This window comes from Bacillus cereus group sp. MYBKT111-2 (assembly GCF_051915205.1).
In the GTDB taxonomy this organism is placed as follows: domain Bacteria; phylum Bacillota; class Bacilli; order Bacillales; family Bacillaceae_G; genus Bacillus_A; species Bacillus_A paranthracis.
On record NZ_JBQAEG010000004.1, the window covers coordinates 162,996 to 180,872 of the forward strand.

Consider the following 17,877-nt stretch of genomic DNA (forward strand, 5'->3'; position numbering starts at 1 on the left):
ATGATTATCTTTTCATAACCTAGTTACATGTTACCATACATTTCCTATCCTTTCGAACGATTAGCTTATATGTAACAAAGTTTTAACACCTTTAATATTTCCCTAATATGTATTAATTCATGTATGTTTTCAAACACTTCATACGTCTAATTGTCCAAGCTCATACATATGCATAATAGTAAATCAAGCTCATCGTAGTAGAAAGAGGGATAACATGGACAATCAACAATGGCAAGTAGCAAAGAAAGTCGCTGCTACTTATATTGGAACAGTCGTTGGAGCTGGATTTGCTACTGGACGAGAAATTGTTGAATTTTTTACAGTGAATGGCTTTTATGGAACAATTGGCATATGTATAAGTGGATTTTTTTTTATTTGGCTCGGTACAAAAATGATGTTACTCTCCTCACAAATCGGTGCATTTTCAGCGCAAGAATTTAACAAATATTTATTTGGGGATGTATTTGGAAATGTCGTAAACACATTATTATTGCTCGTATTATTTGGTGTAACGAGCGTTATGTTATCAGGAGCTGGGGCGGTATTCGAAGAGCAACTTCGTTTACCAAGACAACTCGGTATTTTCATTACAGTAATCGCCTGTCTCATTATAGGTAGTCGCGGATTACAAGGGGTTTTTGAAGTTAATACACTTGTCGTACCTATTATGATGATTTTCATTATCGGACTTGCTATTACAACGTTTTTTCACGGTACAACTCCTATTAGTAACACTATTCCTGCAGAAAGCTGGAATATGAAGTGGATAACTAGTCCTATTACATATGTCGCCTTAAATCTTTCTCTCGCCCAAAGCGTCCTCGTCCCGTTAGCCAGCGAAGTAAAAGATCGAAAGGCCATTTTATGGGGCGGTATTTTAGGTGGTGCAGGACTTTCTTTAATTTTATTATGTAGCCATTTAGCGATCTTATCAGTCGACCAATTTTATCAATATAATATCCCAATGGCTGAAGTCATAAGAAAATTCAATGCCACTTTTCACTTTTTCTTTGTTCTTATCATTTTCGGTGAAGTATTCACAACTTTAGTTGGCAATGTGTTCGGAATGACAAAACAAATGCAATCCATCACTGGCTGGAAAAATAACAATATTATTTTCTTCATCTTACTAATAAGTTATTGCTTTAGTTACGTTGGTTACAGTGAATTACTCCATATTCTATATCCAGTAATCGGGTGGGTTAGCATCATTTTACTTCCGATTATTGCTTTTAAACAACTTCAAAAAACATAAAAAGCATCCATGTTATTGGATGCTTTTTATATATATTTACTCACAATCATCACATACTTCCCAGTACGGCCCCATTTCGAGTGCCAAATATGGCTTTAATTGCAACCGAATCATTCGACTAGGCATACGTTCTAAAACGAATTGAATCCCTTCTTCCTCTTCGTCTAATTCAACTTTTGAAATCGCAATTCTTTGCATCGTCGAAATAGGCATTCCATCTTTATATAAAGTGATTTTCACCTCATCATATTCATTAAAATACAATTCAACACTCATTTGATTTTTCAACATTTCATTAACAATTTCATATTTATCATTTCGTTCCTGGATTATATATTTCCAAGCGCCTTTACCTTCTTCTTTCGGAGCTGCTTGAAATAATGTCATCAAATCCTCGTATAGCATAAGATAACCCCTCTCTTACTAAAAAACGATGAGTATTTTATATACTCTTTATCTCTATCACTATCCATATGTATTGTACCATATATCAACGTTCTAACCGTATTCATTTGCTTCATAAGTATATAAAACACTTTATTCAGTCTTCATTATTATGTGGCTTACTTTATTACTTAATCCTCCTTAAATTTTAAACCTATTCCCAATCATTATTTGCTCACATCAAAAAAGGAGAGTGATTTACATCACTCTCCTTAAAAGAATTTCCCAGTAGCTGCTAACGCTAATACTAGTATTAGAATTGTAAATAATAATGATACTATAAAACTAAAAATAGGTAATGCTTTCTTTTCATTCTTCTTAAAGAGTAACTTTAAACTAAGAAAGATGTTTACTGGTACAAATATAAAATAAAAATATTTAACAATTTGCACTGAACTATTTGAAAGTGTTTTAAAAATAAACACTTCAATGAGAAAAACAATAAAAAATGAAATACTTAACCAAAATGAGGCATAACTAAGCCAAGAATGTCTTTTTGTCCCCCAATACACTCCCATACGAATCTCCTTTTATTTGTATTCTATATGATTATAATTATACACAAAATTAACAAATACCTTTATTTTTCGACAAATATTATACAAAATATATATTTAAACCTCATAAAAGTATTGTGTATTTCTATTTAATTTTACAAAAAAACAGACTACTCCAATAGCATACTGCTATCTTGGAGTAGTCTGTTCTCTATTAAACTTTAAATCTTTCAATTAATACTTGTAACTCTTCAGCCATTTGAGAAAGCGTACCAGCTGCAGAACCAATTTCCTCCATCGAAGCTAATTGTTCTTCCGCTGATGCTGCAACGTTTTGAGTACTCGTCGCATTATTCTGCGCTGTCATTGCAATTTGTCCTACCGAAATAGACACTTCATTTGCACCTTTTGACATCCCGTTAGCCGTTTCAACCATCGTTTTAATTTGATCGGCAATTTCGTTTGTAGATTGTAAAATCTCAGTAAAGTTTTGCTTCGTTTCATTCGCAATTACAAGTCCAGATTGAACTTCTTCATTTACATGCCCCATTGATTTTACCGTCTTACTCATGTCATCTTGTATTTCACTTATTAATTTACTAATTTCACTAGAAGATACGCTAGACTTCTCCGCCAATTTACGTACTTCATCTGCAACGATTGCAAATCCTCTTCCGTGCTCTCCTGCTCTTGCAGCTTCAATTGCCGCATTCAAAGCTAGAAGATTTGTTTGATCTGCAATATTTTGAATGACTTCCAGTATGTCACCAATTTGTTTTGATTTATTATTTAATAACTGTATAACTTCATCTGACTGTGAAACAGATTCTGCAATAGACTGCATTTGATTTACTGTTTTTCCTACTAGTTTTCCACCATCTTCTGCTTTTTCACGAGTATGCGCAGAAGCCGTACTAATTGATGATGAGCTATTTGCTACATGCTGAATTCCTTCTGTTACATTAAATAGTAACATTGCACCATTTTCTACACTTGCCGTTTGCGTTGTTGCCCCGCTCGATATTTCATCCATTGCCATTGTAATTTGCTCAGTCGCTTCACTCGCTTGTCTTACACTTGCCGTTAGCTCTTCTGATGCTGCTGCAACATGTCCAGCCGAAGTGTTAATTCTTCCGATTAACGTTCGCAATGCATCAGTCATCTCATTAAATCCTTTTGCAAGTTGACCAATTTCATCATTAGAATGAATTTCGATGGTTTGCGTTAGATCTCCCTCACTTATTTCTTTAGAAGTGACAACTAATCTTTTTAATGGCTTCGTTATAGAAAGTGTCACAAAATAAATAAGTGCCCCGCCTATAACTAATGAAATGAACATAACAATTAACATATTATAAAATACAGGCTGCGCAGCTTCAATTACTTCATTTGAGTACATCGTCCCACTGATTTTCCAACCTGTTTTTACATTTGTAGCAAATACCATTTGTTTTTCGCTACCGTCATACGTATATGAAAAAGCGCCATGATTATCTTCATAAATTTTATTTGCCCAAGAATCAGCTGCTTTTTCTCCTGATTTTTCTTGAGGATGCGTAATTATTTTTTGTTTCCCATCTAAAATGAAAGCATATCCTTTTTTACCAATATTGATTAACTTTGTTGTTTTTAATAAATTATCTAAACTTAAATCTACTGCTACAACACCGTTTTTATCTTCTGTTTGTTTTGCGATCGTTACGACAATATGTCCATTGCCTTTCGCCTTATACGGCTCAGTAATTACAATACCACCTTGTTTTGCCACTGCATCTTTATACCAAGAACGTTCTGTTGGATCATAGTCCGCTGCCATTTGTATATTTGGTTCTTGCACAAATTTCTTATCATTTCCAGCAACGTATACTTGTTCAATATCTTTATTTAAATTGATATATTGAGAAAGCATTTTTCTTAATTCATCTTGATTTTCCCCTTGATACATATTCCCTTGAATCACTCGCGCAAAATTATTTATATCATTAAATTTTGCCTCAATCATTTGATTGATTAAATTATCTAATATTTTTATATTGTCGTGAGCACTACTCGTAATTTGTGATTCAAAATTCTTTTTAGCTGTTTGATAAGACATACCTCCGATAATAGAAACAGCCGCAATTAAAATGATGAAAAATGAAATTAGTAGTTTTTTTGCTACTTTCATATCACGAAACCAATTTAATAGTCTACCCATTACAAACCTCCTGCTTTTCAATTTTATAAGGTAAATCTTGTGAATTATAAATATTTCCCATTCCCGAATTATTATTTTCATAACCTATTATGATGAATACTTTGTAAAGTTTAAACAAATAAATTCTATTTGTCTATATATTTAAATAATATTATTATAAAATTTACAAATGTAAAAAACCAAAGGAATATTCCTTTGGTTTTTTACATTTTTTTATGTTGTTTGGAAATCTTCTTCCACTTGTCACGCTCTGCTCTTGCAAGAATAGCATCTTGTTTTCTCATAAAATACGCCAGTTCTCTTTGTAATTTTTTATAGCTTTGCAAACGATTTATCGTAATAATTCCAGTTTCAATTGCATTATGCACTGCACACCCTGGCTCATTTTCATGTTTACAGTCCCTAAAACGGCACGTTTTTGCTAGTTCTTCAATATCAGAAAATGTTGTTTGAATCGCATCGCTTCCTTCCCAAAGCTGTAGCTCCCTCATACCAGGAGTATCAATAACTAAACTACCACTCGGTAATCGGAACAATTCACGATGAGTTGTCGTATGTCTTCCTTTACTATCTTCCTCACGAATATCACCTGTTTTTGCTACTTCAATTCCAATGAGTGCATTTAATAAAGTAGATTTTCCAACCCCGGATGAACCGACTAAAGCAATTGTTTTTCCTGAAGTAACAAATTGTTGCAACGATTCAATACCAGTATGCTCTAAACTATCAACGACGAAGATCGGAACACCAATTGCTACAGCTTCTGTTTCTACAATTTTCTGTTCCACGTCTTCACATAAGCTACTCTTTGTTAAAACAATAACTGGCATTGCACCACTTTCATATGCTAATAGTAAATAACGTTCTATTCTTCTTACGTTAAAATCATGGTTCAGTGCATTCACTAAAAATAGATAATCTACATTTGCTGCTATTACTTGTTCTTCCGTTCGATTACCAGCCTCTTGTCTAGAAAAAGAGCTTCTTCTTGGAAAAATACGATGAATAATTGCTTTCTTTTCATTCTCTATTTTCTTTATATACACCCAATCACCAACTGCTGGATAATCTCCCTTCGTTACTGCTTCATGCCGAAACTTACCAGACAGCTCTGCCATATATTCACCATCATTACAAATAATTCGATATATATGCTTATGCTCGAGTAAAATACGCCCTACTTCAAAGTTCTCTACAGCTTGTTCCTCAAAAAAAGAATCCCAGCCGAACGATTCTAAAATATTTTGATTCAAATTGATATCCTCCCTAGTGTATAAGCGGAAGGATCGTGCGCTCACTTATATAGTATCGCCCTTTCCATCCACCTTTGTATTTGGTTTATGATTCATATAAGTTATTTTCGCCATAATACATCACCCCGTTCTCATTTTAATTACTCTCATTATATGGAATATTTATTTAAAAAGCTACCTCATTTAACGTAATTTTCAAATAATTTATTTTTCATCATTCTAATTTGCCCACGGTGACTAATCTCATCTTCTAGCACGTGAAACCACAAATAGTACTGGTTATACGCTACACCGTTAGGCCACTTTCTTTCTGACATTAGCCATGCATCATCTTGTTTACTCAAATACTTCAGGGATTCTTCTCGAACACTCTGTAAAAGTTGTACATAATACTTCATTTCATGACCACGGATTGTTCTCCCCACTTCGCCTAAATACAGTGCGTCTTCCCATATTTCTAATTCTTCCTTTGTAAAGTCACGCTCTTCAAATGAAATAAGCTGATGTGCTTTTTCAATAGCTGCAATATGCTTTAATAAAGCTCCGATGGAATTCCCTCCACTTGGCATAATTGAATCTAATTGCTCAACTGATAGATTGTTTATTTCCTGTAATGTTACAGCCCTCGTATGCTCCAGCATGCTTACTAATTCCCCTATATTTTTTGTATAACCATCCACACTTCTTATTCGGTAATCTATATTCATATCACGCACCCCTTTCTGTATTCATATTAAGGAATAACAGCTTCATATAATAGACTGAAATATATCAGATTTTTCTGTTATAATTAAATTGAATACGTAATACCCCCAAACAAACTTTCTCAATATGCTTCTATGAAATATTAAAAGGAATCAATATAAAATAATCGAATCTTATTCACTAAAAGGAGTGGATTCGATGGAAATGTATCAATGGCTAACTGCTATACTCGTTGGTGGCATCACCGGTTTCGTTTCCCATCTAATCAATAACCAAGGTAAGTTATTGCTTCCACGCCGTTTGAAGACTTTTTTTCACTTTGGGTTTTTGACTGATATTTTCACTGGTAGTCTAGCTGCACTTCTTGGACTCGTTTTATTTGATGTCACCTTAATAAAAGAAATTATTAAAGTATCCATTGTGACTGCTATTTCCGGTCAGACTTTTTTACTACATCAAGCTCTTGGTGGCGAACAGGCTAAAAATACGCAAATCGGGAAAGCTGATGAGAAGATTCAAGAAATTGACAAATTATTGCGACGTTAGTCTATACTTTTTTTGAAAATTATTGCTATAATAAACAATAAATATTTTCTATTGCGTCGTTTGTCAGAAGAAAGGGTGTTTCGTATGACAAAAAAGAAAATAGAAGATTTCTTAACAGACACTGAAAAAGAGGAACTGCTAGAAAACTATAAATGTTTACGAGAAGCCCGCACAAAAAGCGAAGCTAACTATTTTGGAGAAGCAGTAAACCATCTATTAAATAAAGCTAAACAACGAATTATTAAAGATGCAGGCATACATGATGAAAATGCAGCAACTGTTCAATCAAAGAGAAAAGCACTGTTTTAGTTCATTAGCTAAAACAGTGCTTTTTATTATGTTATTTTTCACATTACTTTCACATCTATTTCACAATTATAAGTAGTCCTATATGTTATACTCAGTATATCCTTTTCCAAGGAGCTATATGCCGATATATTAATCCCTATCTCTATAGGGATTTTTATTTTTGGGCTCTTTTTTATTTGTAAAGACTTTATGACGCAATTCCTGTTTCACGATTCTCAGTTAGTCTTTCACTTTTTCTAAACAGAAATAAAGCTAAAATATATAATAACGCAGTAAAACTACCTACAAATATAAAATTGTGAGATGCTGCAAATAACATTCCTGCCATTGCCGCTCCAATCATTTGACCAATATACATAGAAGCATTAGCTAGAGCCGCTCCTGTTCCTCTTGCTACGATAGATATGTTTTGTAAGTGCCTCATCATTAATACAAACAAAATTCCTGTCACAAAAAACAAAACAAAAAATAATAACTCCACAATTATAATGTTGTTTACATGAGGAAGTAATGCATATAGAACTGCTGTAAATATAATTCCACCATAGAATGAAAGGTTATAACCAATTTTATTTACGATTCTAGGTCCAAAAATATTACCAGTTAAATTTCCTAATCCTAATACGAGCATAGCTGTTCCTATTTCATGAATTTGCAAGCCAAATTGAATAGACAGCCACACACCGAAGAATGAAAATGCAGCAAAATTACCAGTTTGAAAAACAAAATATGCAAAAAAAGAAAGTGAAACCTTAGAATCTGAAAGTAATTGTTTATAACGCCTTAAGATATTTGTTTTATTTCCATTTATATAACCCGGTTGTATTTCTGGTAATACTGCATAAATAAGAATAACAAGTAGTGCTGATAATATACCAATGATGAAGAATGGTGTTGTATAGTGTATCATTGCTAAATATGATCCAACTGGCAGTCCTAAAATTTGAGAGAGTGACAATCCTGCTGTTGCAATCCCAATTGCCTTTACAATTTGTTCCTTCTCTATAAGGAGCGGAATAGATGCCCACACTTGTGGAGATACAAAGGCTGCACTTACACCTGCTAAAAATCTCAATATTAACATCCATAGAAAACTCGGTGCAATTCCACATAAAAACGTACTTAACGCAAAAAAACTCATCCCTATTACCATCACTTTTTTTCTGTTTAAACTATCTGATATAGGACCAGCGATAAGTGCAAATGCAGCATATCCCAAAGCATATGAACTCACCATCCACCCTGACAACTCAGTTGAAATATGATACACCTGTTGTAATGTGGGTAAAAGTGGTGAAATTAAGAAAGTATCTGTACCGATCATAAACATGATTGTAAAGAATACAGCTAGTACTCTTTTCATTTAAATCTTCTCCTTTTATATAAAAAGAGGGAATTATCCCTCCTTTCAACTAATCTTCTAAAATAGATTCAATCTCTTTCATGACATTTTCATTCAATGAAACTTCCACCGCTCTTACACTTTCTCTTATTTGCTCCGCTCGTTTCCCACCAGGAATAACAGTATCAATTCCTTTTTGGTTTAATAACCACGCTAAAGCTAAATGCGATAATTCGAGATCCTTTTCTTTAGCTATGTCTTTTAACTTTTCAACTTTCTTAAAGTTGCTCTTATATGTATTCTCTTCAAATAGATTTACACTTTGACGCCAATCTCCTTTATTCAATTTGAAATCTTCTGTATATTTACCACCTAGTATCCCAAAAGCAAGAGGCCCGTAAGGAATAAATGAAATACCTGATTCTATACAATATGGCAAAAGTTCTTGCCCAGCAGTACGATCTAACATATTATACGGTGATTGTACAACATCTATGTGCCCATGCTGATTCGCTTCTTTTAATTGCTCTACATTTACGTTAGATATGCCAATTGAACGAATTTTTCCTTCTTCTTTTAGGCGAGTAAGTTCTCCAATTGAATCTATGTAACTTGTTTCTGGATTTGTAAAATGTAAATAATATAAATCAATATAATCAGTTTGCAATCTTCTTAAGCTATTTTCCACAGCATTTCTTAAATAGCTTGGTTCATTATTCATATAAACCTCTCCATTTAATAACGGCTGTATTCCACCTTTTGTAGCAAGTATAACTTCGTGGCGTTTTCCCTTCAATACTTCCCCTACCAATTCTTCTGATCTGCCGAAACCGTATGAATCTGCTGTATCAATAAAGGTAATCCCTTGCCCCATAGCTTCTTCTATTAATCGTTTTCCTTCTTCCTCATTCACATCAGCATATAAATTATGTCCCCCTACAGCGTTTGTTCCTAACCCCAATTTTGAAATATTTAGTCCTGCCTTTTGCAATTTTGTATACTTCATTTTTTCTCCCCCTATATTTCTATTGTTCGAATATATTCGAACAATAGAAATATACCACTTTATATGTTATAGTGCAAATATATTACTTATACGAGCAGGTGAAAAAATGCGTACTCTCTATCATCCAAATCGAGAAGAAATTCAATTTTCTTCTATTTTATATGCACTTAGTGATCAAATTCGTTTACAAATTGTAACTATGCTACTAGAGAAAAATGAACAATCTTGTGGTGCGTTAAATATTCCAATTGCGAAATCAACTTTATCTCACCATTTCAAAGTTTTACGTGAATCTGGTGTTATGTATACACGCCTTGAAGGCACACAACGTTTCATTTCAATTCGTGAAGATGACTTAAATGCTAGATTCCCCGGTTTATTAGATGTCATAATACATGCGACAGAACCATACTAAACAACATCTCATAGGAATATGAGATGTTGTTTAGTTTTTCTATTCTTTTAATACTGTGAGGCTTTATTCATTGAGGGTTTTGTTCTTCACTATAACTACCAAGTCCCTTCCTAAATTAAAGTTTGAATAAAACGTTTGAACGCTGATATCCCTTCTTCATCCCGTTTAAAAACACCAGCATCTTCAAGCGCCTGAATAAATTTCCGTCCCAATTCTTCTCTCATAATCTCCTGTATATTTTGTTCATTCATCCTATTTTCATATTTGGTTTTTAATTGTTCTGCCCATTGTATATGAGGTGCTGGAATATTATTTGGAATATTAAGTAAGAATTTCCCCACTTCCTGAAGTTCTGTTTTTAAACGAGCAGGAAGTACAGCTAGCCCCATTACTTCAATCAGACCGATATTTTCCTTTTTAATATGTTGTATTTCCGCATGAGGGTGGAAAATACCCAATGGATGTTCCTCACTTGTATAATTGTTCCGTAAAACTAGATCTAATTCGTACATATTATTCCGGTAACGAGCAATAGGAGTAATCGTATTATGCGGAACATCATTCGTAAATGCAAATAAATTAACAGAAGGATCATTATATCCCTTCCAACTCTCTAATATGTACTCCCCTGCATTTACTATTTGTTCTATGTCGTTACTTCTTAAGCGAATAACTGACATAGGCCATTTAATAATCGAACATTGCATTTTTGGAAAGTTAGTTAGTTCAAAAATTATGTCGTTCGATGCATTTGCCATAGCAAATTCATAGTTTCCACCTTGATAGTGATCATGTGTTAGAATAGATCCTCCTACAATTGGCAAATCTGCATTGGAACCGAGGAAATAATGCGGGAATTTTTCTACAAATTTTAATAAACGTAAAAATGTTTGACGATCAATCTTCATTTCCCGGTGGTCTGAGGACAATACAATACAGTGTTCATTGAAGTAAATATACGGAGAATACTGTAGAAACCAGCTTTCATCTGTAATGTTCATTCGAATCATACGATGATTCGAGCGTGCAGGATGTCCAATTCTGCCCCTATATCCTTCATTCTCTATACAGAGTAAACATTTTGGATAATTTGTATTTTCCAATACTCTTTCTTTAGCAATTTGTTTAGGGTCTTTTTCTGGTTTTGATAAATTAATCGTTATATCAATGGCACCATATTCCGTATTTACTTTATAATTTATATTTTTGGCAATTTGCTTCATTTGGATATAGTTGCTGTTTTTACTTAATTCATAGAAGTAATCTGTCGCAGCCTTCGGATTTTGTTCGTATTTTTCATAAAATAGAGTATTGATAACGGACGGTTTGGACATAAAAACATCCATAATTGCACTTGCTAAAATCTCCTTCTCATCCAGTACTTCCTCAATGACTTTATGCATACAAGCATATTCTATTAACTCTTCCAACAACTCCGAAATTGCTTTCTTTGCAGGCCCAGGAGCTGGTGCTTCCACTACAAAGTCATCTAAACGAAGTAAGGAAAGGATTTTATTCCTTGTATATATTGCATCTTCTTGTTCAATCAATTGAATTTTGATAGCACGATCAATTAACTGCTGGATAGCTTGATATATCATCATCATTTACCTCCTCTAGTCTCATAGCGTTTTAGGTTGTTACGATGCAAGTTCTATGTACCTTTTATCATTTTATGAACGGACGTATGGGATAACCACCATTCGAATATACGTTTTGCTTTCTCCGAAGAAGCTATTAGCATACTAGAATCGCCCGTTTAGCAAGCTATTTTGTTACATTATACGTACGTAAAAGCACTTCTACAATCAACATCTTGTCGTATTTTTTAGACATGTTGCTTTTCACTTTTACTATCTCACTAAAAACATACAAAAGAACATTTTTCAAAAGCAGTTTCCGATGATTTAATGAATACAATGAGACCTATCTCCTTCGAGATAGGCCTCTAATTTACGATATTACACTAGCTATAAAAATACCTTTTCCTTAAAATTCAGATTCTTTATCTCTGTGACGCTCCACCTGAAGTCACTTTTTCAATACGTAAATTATCTAAAATAAACGTACCCGCTCCGGTATCTCCGTTTAAATTCGTTCCATCACTGAAAATTCCAACGTAAGTTTGAGCATTCTCAGAACCTGTCACAGTAAACTCTGCTCTTTTTGTGTCAGTAGATGCAGTAAGAGTGTTATTCACACTTAGTCCCTTTGCACTTGCTATGTCTCGAACATCAATTTCTTGATCCCCTGAAATAAAGCGGAATGCATTTGCTGTTGTTTGGTAGTCAAATGATACTTTATAAGTTACGCCTGGTTCGAAACGATAATTTTGAGGAATAGTACGGTACAGCAAACCTTTATTTCCGGTGTTCACTTTAACGGACCAATTCCCACCTAATACATCATCGACTAATTTTTTACCTGCCCATCCTTTTTGCGTATATGGAGCATGCAATTCAGACAAATGAATTCTGTTGTCTTCTACACCTTCTGTATTACCAATAACAAATGGGTAAATACCTTGTACTACCGATTCAAAATCTTGTTTAAATTCCGTCGGTGAGACATTATTTTTTAAAGACTTTTGAACGATTCGAATGTCATCAAATTTTGTGTTTCCTTTCCCAGAATCACGGCTTAGAGTTAATTTAGCCCTATTAGATACAGCTGTAAAGCTCACTTGCATGATTTGCATTTTGCTATTATATCCATCATTTGTGGCATGTGAATCTGCCTTAACATAGTTCTTTTGCAGGCTGCGAAGTGTGTAATTGCTAGCATCTTCTTTCCCACCTGTTACTGTAATTCCGGCCTTTACATCACTATTGTTTTCAACATATACCTCTGCTACGTAATCTTTACCTGATTCCAAACCAGTAAGGACACGGGAAACAGTTGTATCTTTTGATGGACTATCAATGTTTAAGTAGTAATCTCCACTACTTACATTACGGTTGTTTCCAGTTTGATTCGTTCTGATGACGCTTACTGCTTTATTATCACCCTCAATAGTTGTATATGCGCTTACTTTTCCTGTATTGAATCCCCCATCATATATATGAGCATCCTTGCCCCAATTGTAGTCAAAGATTTCCAAACCCTTATCTCTTTTTGGTACGACAACATAAGGAGTTGCGGCACTTGCTGTCAAAGTTATCTTATTATTTACGACCTTTACTTCTTTCACATCTGTTCTACCTTGATCTGTCAATTTGTATACATAAACAGTAGTGGCATTTTTATATTCATCTGGAAGTGTCCAAGTCGTTGTACCACCTTCCAAATTCCAGTGATATAATTTTTCTGAATCAGCAGTTGGATTTTTAAAGTCTTGTTTCACCCAAGGAATTAAATACGCATGGCCATCAAGTATAACATTTCCATTTAGCTTAATAACACGTTCTCTAGCATTGTCTTTTCTAGTTACATCGACAACATCCCCATTGCTTGGGTCCTTCAATTTTATTTCCTTTTCTAAGTTCGTCTTGCTCTTATCCCCTTCTACATTTGTCCAGTTCGTTATATAATATTTTTGTAGGAATTTAGTAGGTAAATTCGTATCAAATGTCATACGAATAAAGTTATCGAAATTCTTATCAGATTGCCATCCTTCGAAACCAGCTAATTCAAATCCACCAAGTAATGGATGGTCAGCAGTTCCACCTACTTCAGGCCAATTCAACACCCAAGAATCTCTTTGGTGATTACTAATAAAACGCAGTACTTCTGAGTTAATCCCTTTACTTTCCGGTCCACCGTAGTTTTTATCAGTAGCCCAATGTTGCCACGTTGAGTAATTGGCCATAGAACCACCAAATTCCGTTGTTAATCTCCAACCTCTATCTTTAAATTGATCTGCTATTCTATTTGATTCCCATTGATTTTGATACCATACATCTAAATAAATAAAGTCAAGATCAGGAACAGTCGTTTTCAATTCATCTAGTCTCTTCGCACGCGATCCAGAATACAAATCTTTTAATTTATTAATTGTATAAGATTGATCTAACCATCCCCATCCTAATGAACTTGGACGATCAATAAAATCATTATTGAAAGCTTTCGCTTCTGGATAAGTTTCTTGAGCATTTATATGGACACCGAATTGGGTATTATACTTATGTCCCTCTTTAATAAGCGTATTTAAATCTTTAACGCCTCCCATACGTTCGCCCACATCACCATAATCTGGATGACCACTATCATGCCCTTCGTTTGCATATCCTTTTAATATGACCGCTTGCCCCAATTCATCTGTAGCAAGAGCAACCTTTTTCACATTATCGGATGTTTTTAAGAATGGTTGTTGCGCTTGTGAGCCGAAATTCATTGCAATACGCATTCCAACATTATTGTTTACATCTTGGTATCCTTTAATGTCTTGCATAATATCACGGTATGCAATCGCCGCATCTTGCCAGTCTGCCTTATTATCATTATTCAAATCTTTAGCAATAGCTATTTTAATAGTTGGTTTATCTTTTTGTGGTTCTGGCATAAAATCTCTTTGATAATAAAGTGCACTAGAACCGATTCCCATTGCTTTAGCACCATTTTTATTTACATATCGATTTGCAACTAAATTTTTATAGCCGTCCACTTCTGAACTAGACCATACACCTGCGCTCAATTCGTCAGCTGACAAGAATGCTGTATAATTTTTAGTAGATGTACCTATTTCTCCCATAGAAGAATCTACGCTTACATCTACATCACCTGTTTTCCTAACATCTGTACTAATATTCGTTAATTTAGCTTTTGCGCCTTTTTGTTCCGAATTTACCGATATAAAGTTCATATCAGCAAACTCAACCGTCTCGATTTTGGCACTACCATTATTCTTAATTTCATCGAAGCTATAAACAACCTTATTATCATTCACCTTTACAGATACCTTAAATACCGCATCAAGGTTTTTCATTTCATCTACAACTTTTAATGTATATAGTGCTTCACTATCGTTTAACTTTTCAAAGTTTACTTTAGGATAGTATAGTCCACCATTTACTTTCAATCCGTAAACAGGAGCTTCCTGTCCGCTCATTACTTTATCGCCCACTTTGTATTTCACAATCCGCGGGAATACTTGGTCAATTGTGACGTCCATATACTTTGACTTTATTATATTTTCTACTGGTTGAGTATCTGGAGGCTTTGGTGCACTATATTCCTTTATTTTGACATTTGAAATCGTAATATCGGCAGCACCTCGGCTTTTTTCAAATCCTAGTAAGCCAGCTTGATCTACACCACCTGTTAAAGTCCAAGAATCTACCTTTTTACCATCAATGTATAACGTCGCAACATCGTCCATGAATACTAAACGTAAATGGTATGTTTGTTTTGCTTTTAACGGCACGTTTGAAGTCATCGACGTCCAATTGTTTATAGGGCCAAAAGTTTCTCCAAAATACTGATCGTTCGTATCCCCTGTTCCTACATATGTGTATGTAGATGAATTTTGAACACGATAGATAAATCCAAAACGATTCATCTTATCAGTATTAGTAGTAACATCCGCTTCAAAAACACCATTTTTAATCGCCTTCATTTGGTTGTAGACAATTCGATTCTTTTGGGTAGATGTAACACCGAAAGTGGCTGAACCATCTTCATTATAGGTAACTTTTCCGTCACCTGAGATAATTTTCAAATCACCTTCTTCCAATTTATTATCCGTAATGTCGACAAGTTTTTCATTTCCTGGATCTGTGCCTCCATCCCCAGGCGCCTTTCCTAATTCAATGAGTACTTGACTATTTTTATCTCCATAAGCCCCAAGTTTAATCGCTTCCTTACCTGTAAGAAGGTTATTTACATCATTAGATAAGGTAACCGGTCCAAATAAATCTTTTCCATCTAACGTAATATTCAAAGTGGTTTTATTATAATCAATTTTAATAGAGTGCGAAGTTCCAGCCTCTGGAAGTGGAACATTAGGTCTAGTTTTTAGCCATTCACCTTTCCCTTGATATTTGTATTCGTAGAACCATCCAAGTGAGTCGTAGCCTACAAAAACGAAATTATTATTGTCAATATAATGAGGATAGAAACCGAATCTAGTATCTTGTCCCTTTGTTTCTGGAATAAAACTATATTCCATCGTTCCTGATTCTTTAGCGACTTTATTCTGCTCTTGAAAAACTGCAGCTTTAGCCCCATTATCGTTGCCAGCACCTGCTCCAAGCCTTGCATATGACTTACCATTTTGTTCTATTAATGCATTGATTTCGTTTCCAACAGATGAAATTGTAACCCATGGATTAGACGTATTTGCCCCTACATGCCGCGGCACAATCATGTTTACTAAAAGTGTTGGCACAATCAACATACATGCAAGAAGGGTATTAAAAACTCTCTTAAAATGCTTATTTTAAATTCTTCTCCTCCTTTGAATTTAAAATTTTGGTTAAAGACGATACCTGCACATTAATTTTTAAATAAACAAAAACCTGAAAGGCACCGCTTTCACTTATGTTTAGAATAGTTTTTTTAAAGTGCCTACACAATAAAGATATTGTTTCTTTTTTTAGGTATATTGTCTTTTTAAAAACGCTTACAATACAAAGATATTGTTAGCTTTTTCAAGTGTATTTTTTGGCGAAACCCCACTAAAATTCAATTAGTTTGATTGTACATGGCTATTAGTACTTACCATTTTCTTTATATATAAAGGGTCCCCATATACCTTTACCTGAAGCTATAGTTACTACTGCCCTTGCTGTTCTCGATTTTCATTCTAGGGTTTTCACCATGTTGGACACACTAAAAAAAGAGCAGACGAATGTCTGCTCTTAATTTGTCATTCCGTTTAAAAATTGATTCTGATGCAATTATCACTTAAAGCTAGAAAGAAATAAAGGACATATAGAAGGAAAGATATCGTACTAACTTTGAAGATCCGCTGTTTGTTTTACTTTAGCAAACCATGAGTTGGCTGTCTCTTTCAACACGAGATTTAGTTCTTCAGCGTTCCTTTTACCAGTATCTTTTAACCAATCACGACCTGCTTGTTCGCCGCTTATAGCAAAAGGTGCCACACCGTCCTTCCAGGTTGCCCGACCACATAACACTCCGTTAAAGGTAGAACCGGATTCTTTAGCAAATTTCAATGTTTCTTGGAATAATTTAGCACTTACACCTGCACTTAAGAAGATAAACGGCAGCTCAGTTACTTCACTTTGTTCTTTGAAAAAAGAAGCAGCTTCTTCTTTTCTGTAAACGAATTCACCTGTCGTATACCCTTCCACAAAATTCATATCCACCGGAACCTCTACTTTTAAAACATCTACTTGGTATTGAGATTTCGAGAACTCCTTCATAGCCTCAATCACTTTATGTGGTTTTATTTTTGCGTACTCTTTACTTTTCGCATCATCATTTTCAGCATCATAAGTAACAATCTCCAAGAAAAATGGAATATCTTCAGCAGCACACTCAGATCCGATACGTTCCATATAGACATGTTTATAGTTATTAATTTTTTCATCTTCATCGAAATCATAGTAGAGTAAGAATTTAATAGCATCGGCACCTGCTGCCTTTAATCGTTTCACTGACCATTCCGATAATAAATCTGGTAACCGTCCTACTTCTGACGCATCGTATCCGGTTTTTTCATACGCTACTATTAAGCCTGATTCTTTATGTCGGACCTTTGCCGCTGGCAGTCCGTATTCCGGGTCCAAAAGAATTGCTGTTGCAAATGGTGTTAATTCCTCAGAAACCAATTCTTTGAAACGGATAATGCCCTCATCTCCAACATGACTTGCACCGCCAGACGCAATCATTTTTTTCAATGAACCGCGTTGATCAATAGCCAATGCTCCAATTATGCCATTTTCAGCAGATAAACGTTTTAGAGCTTCCAATTTATTCTTGGTTAGTTCTAACATCAACATTCTC

14 protein-coding genes are annotated in these 17,877 nt (G+C 34.5%); 4 read left to right on the top strand and 10 right to left on the bottom strand.

The features are described from left to right. Nucleotides 1-214: 214 nt before the first annotated feature. On the top strand, nt 215-1,255 hold the full coding sequence (locus ACTFNE_RS13170; RefSeq protein ID WP_001990330.1) for a YkvI family membrane protein: 1,041 nt from the start codon (nt 215-217) through the stop codon (nt 1,253-1,255). Nucleotides 1,256-1,291: 36 nt separating this feature from the next. On the opposite strand, the gene ACTFNE_RS13175 is transcribed toward ACTFNE_RS13170, so the two are convergent. The 5 genes from ACTFNE_RS13175 to ACTFNE_RS13195 all read right to left on the bottom strand — a co-directional run bounded on the left by ACTFNE_RS13175 (nt 1,292) and on the right by ACTFNE_RS13195 (nt 6,353). Further along, nucleotides 1,292-1,660 (bottom strand): DUF3979 family protein, encoded by a 369-nt coding sequence (locus ACTFNE_RS13175; RefSeq protein WP_000965072.1) that lies wholly within the window; start codon nt 1,658-1,660, stop codon nt 1,292-1,294. Between the two features lie 251 nt (nt 1,661-1,911). After that, complete coding sequence (locus ACTFNE_RS13180; RefSeq protein WP_046197610.1) at nt 1,912-2,217, bottom strand: hypothetical protein; 306 nt, start codon at nt 2,215-2,217, stop codon at nt 1,912-1,914. A 193-nt stretch (nt 2,218-2,410) separates the two neighbouring features. Further along, the gene (locus ACTFNE_RS13185; RefSeq protein ID WP_270705275.1) at nt 2,411-4,393 is read right to left on the bottom strand and encodes a HAMP domain-containing methyl-accepting chemotaxis protein; all 1,983 of its coding nucleotides are present in this window, start codon (nt 4,391-4,393) and stop codon (nt 2,411-2,413) included. Between the two features lie 203 nt (nt 4,394-4,596). After that, nucleotides 4,597-5,646, bottom strand: a complete 1,050-nt coding sequence (rsgA, locus tag ACTFNE_RS13190; protein ID WP_046197612.1) for a ribosome small subunit-dependent GTPase A — start codon at nt 5,644-5,646, stop codon at nt 4,597-4,599. Nucleotides 5,647-5,825: 179 nt separating this feature from the next. Beyond that, nucleotides 5,826-6,353, bottom strand: a complete 528-nt coding sequence (locus ACTFNE_RS13195; protein WP_046197613.1) for a DinB family protein — start codon at nt 6,351-6,353, stop codon at nt 5,826-5,828. Between the two features lie 196 nt (nt 6,354-6,549). Between ACTFNE_RS13195 and ACTFNE_RS13200 the strand changes: the two genes are divergently transcribed. Both ACTFNE_RS13200 and ACTFNE_RS13205 read left to right on the top strand, forming a co-directional pair. Continuing rightward, nucleotides 6,550-6,897 (top strand): DUF4257 domain-containing protein, encoded by a 348-nt coding sequence (locus tag ACTFNE_RS13200; protein WP_000426313.1) that lies wholly within the window; start codon nt 6,550-6,552, stop codon nt 6,895-6,897. Between the two features lie 84 nt (nt 6,898-6,981). After that, nucleotides 6,982-7,206: a hypothetical protein gene (locus ACTFNE_RS13205; RefSeq protein ID WP_000162601.1), complete on the top strand. Its 225-nt coding sequence runs from the start codon at nt 6,982-6,984 to the stop codon at nt 7,204-7,206. A 187-nt stretch (nt 7,207-7,393) separates the two neighbouring features. On the opposite strand, the gene ACTFNE_RS13210 is transcribed toward ACTFNE_RS13205, so the two are convergent. Further along, nucleotides 7,394-8,569, bottom strand: a complete 1,176-nt coding sequence (locus ACTFNE_RS13210) for an MFS transporter (RefSeq protein ID WP_046197614.1) — start codon at nt 8,567-8,569, stop codon at nt 7,394-7,396. 49 nt (nt 8,570-8,618) lie between these two features. Then, a complete protein-coding gene (locus ACTFNE_RS13215; RefSeq protein ID WP_046197615.1) occupies nt 8,619-9,554 on the bottom strand; it encodes an aldo/keto reductase in 936 nt (311 codons plus the stop codon). A gap of 106 nt (nt 9,555-9,660) precedes the next feature. On the opposite strand from ACTFNE_RS13215, the gene ACTFNE_RS13220 reads away from it, so the two are divergent. Further along, complete coding sequence (locus ACTFNE_RS13220; RefSeq protein WP_001259894.1) at nt 9,661-9,969, top strand: ArsR/SmtB family transcription factor; 309 nt, start codon at nt 9,661-9,663, stop codon at nt 9,967-9,969. A 110-nt stretch (nt 9,970-10,079) separates the two neighbouring features. Here the strand turns inward: ACTFNE_RS13220 and galT are convergent, their stop codons facing one another. From galT to lacD, 3 genes are all read right to left on the bottom strand, one after another. Then, a complete protein-coding gene (gene galT, locus ACTFNE_RS13225) occupies nt 10,080-11,570 on the bottom strand; it encodes a UDP-glucose--hexose-1-phosphate uridylyltransferase (RefSeq protein ID WP_046197772.1) in 1,491 nt (496 codons plus the stop codon). Between the two features lie 404 nt (nt 11,571-11,974). Further along, nucleotides 11,975-16,303, bottom strand: a complete 4,329-nt coding sequence (locus tag ACTFNE_RS13230) for an endo-alpha-N-acetylgalactosaminidase family protein (RefSeq protein ID WP_270705277.1) — start codon at nt 16,301-16,303, stop codon at nt 11,975-11,977. A gap of 556 nt (nt 16,304-16,859) precedes the next feature. Continuing rightward, nucleotides 16,860-17,867 carry a tagatose-bisphosphate aldolase gene (gene lacD / locus ACTFNE_RS13235; RefSeq protein WP_000891851.1) on the bottom strand — a complete coding sequence of 336 codons (1,008 nt, stop codon included), beginning with the start codon at nt 17,865-17,867 and terminating at the stop codon, nt 16,860-16,862. Nucleotides 17,868-17,877: the final 10 nt, after the last annotated feature.

Coding starts and splice junctions, on each gene's coding strand:
- ACTFNE_RS13185 (WP_270705275.1), bottom strand. CDS start 4,393: ATGGGTAGACTATTAAATTGGTTTCGTGATATGAAAGTAGCAAAAAAA.
- ACTFNE_RS13215 (WP_046197615.1), bottom strand. CDS start 9,554: ATGAAGTATACAAAATTGCAAAAGGCAGGACTAAATATTTCAAAATTG.
- ACTFNE_RS13170 (WP_001990330.1), top strand. CDS start 215: ATGGACAATCAACAATGGCAAGTAGCAAAGAAAGTCGCTGCTACTTAT.
- ACTFNE_RS13230 (WP_270705277.1), bottom strand. CDS start 16,303: ATGTTGATTGTGCCAACACTTTTAGTAAACATGATTGTGCCGCGGCAT.
- lacD (WP_000891851.1), bottom strand. CDS start 17,867: ATGTTAGAACTAACCAAGAATAAATTGGAAGCTCTAAAACGTTTATCT.
- galT (WP_046197772.1), bottom strand. CDS start 11,570: ATGATATATCAAGCTATCCAGCAGTTAATTGATCGTGCTATCAAAATT.
- ACTFNE_RS13205 (WP_000162601.1), top strand. CDS start 6,982: ATGACAAAAAAGAAAATAGAAGATTTCTTAACAGACACTGAAAAAGAG.
- ACTFNE_RS13220 (WP_001259894.1), top strand. CDS start 9,661: ATGCGTACTCTCTATCATCCAAATCGAGAAGAAATTCAATTTTCTTCT.
- ACTFNE_RS13195 (WP_046197613.1), bottom strand. CDS start 6,353: ATGAATATAGATTACCGAATAAGAAGTGTGGATGGTTATACAAAAAAT.
- ACTFNE_RS13210 (WP_046197614.1), bottom strand. CDS start 8,569: ATGAAAAGAGTACTAGCTGTATTCTTTACAATCATGTTTATGATCGGT.
- ACTFNE_RS13180 (WP_046197610.1), bottom strand. CDS start 2,217: ATGGGAGTGTATTGGGGGACAAAAAGACATTCTTGGCTTAGTTATGCC.
- ACTFNE_RS13200 (WP_000426313.1), top strand. CDS start 6,550: ATGGAAATGTATCAATGGCTAACTGCTATACTCGTTGGTGGCATCACC.
- ACTFNE_RS13175 (WP_000965072.1), bottom strand. CDS start 1,660: ATGCTATACGAGGATTTGATGACATTATTTCAAGCAGCTCCGAAAGAA.